Below are 640 nucleotides of genomic sequence, written 5' to 3'. Positions count from 1 at the left end.
GCGTCGCCGCCCAGGTCCTGGTCAAGCTGGGCGTCGCCGCCCTCGCCCCCGCCGTACTGCTCACCGCCCAGGCCGGACCCGCCCGGGCCTTCGGCACGGTCAGCGCCTTCGGACAGCACGCCGAACACGAGGCGATCACCCGCGCCGCCCTGGCCTGCGCCCCCGGCACCCGGTCCGACGGCACCTGCTTCGAACCCCGCTCCCTGGACCAGCTCGCCGGGCACAAGCGCACCTTCGGCGCGGTCGGCGCGCCCGACACCGACGAGATCGTCGTCCCCGCCGCCCACTGCGACAACGCCGACTTCCTCGCCGCCCCCGGCTACCCGCGCGACCGCGCCGACGCCACCCGGCAGCTGCTGGCCTGCATAGCCAGGCTCCAGACCCGCTTCACCGAAGGGATCACCGCCGCCGGCGGCACGATCGGGGCGGACGGCAGGGTCACCCCCGGCGAGAACGACCTCGCCAAGGACTGCACCTTCACCCTCGGCGTCCCCGGGCGCAACAAGTGCGAGGCCATCGAGGGCCTGGGCCGCGCCCTCCACGGCGTCCAGGACTTCTACTCCCACAGCAACTGGACCGACAAGGCCGCCGCCGGGCCCCTCGGCAAGGACAACCCGCCCGGCCTCGACCGCCCCGCGCC

Annotated in this window: 1 pseudogene; it reads left to right on the top strand. The window is 75.5% G+C overall.

Annotated elements, in window-relative coordinates:
- Positions 1-640, top strand: a pseudogene (locus K6I33_RS35525) (CinY protein); the annotation flags it as partial.

Source organism: Streptomyces sp. UNOB3_S3 (assembly GCF_020740895.1).
GTDB lineage: Bacteria > Actinomycetota > Actinomycetes > Streptomycetales > Streptomycetaceae > Streptomyces.
This window is presented reverse-complemented; position numbering and strand designations above follow the sequence as displayed.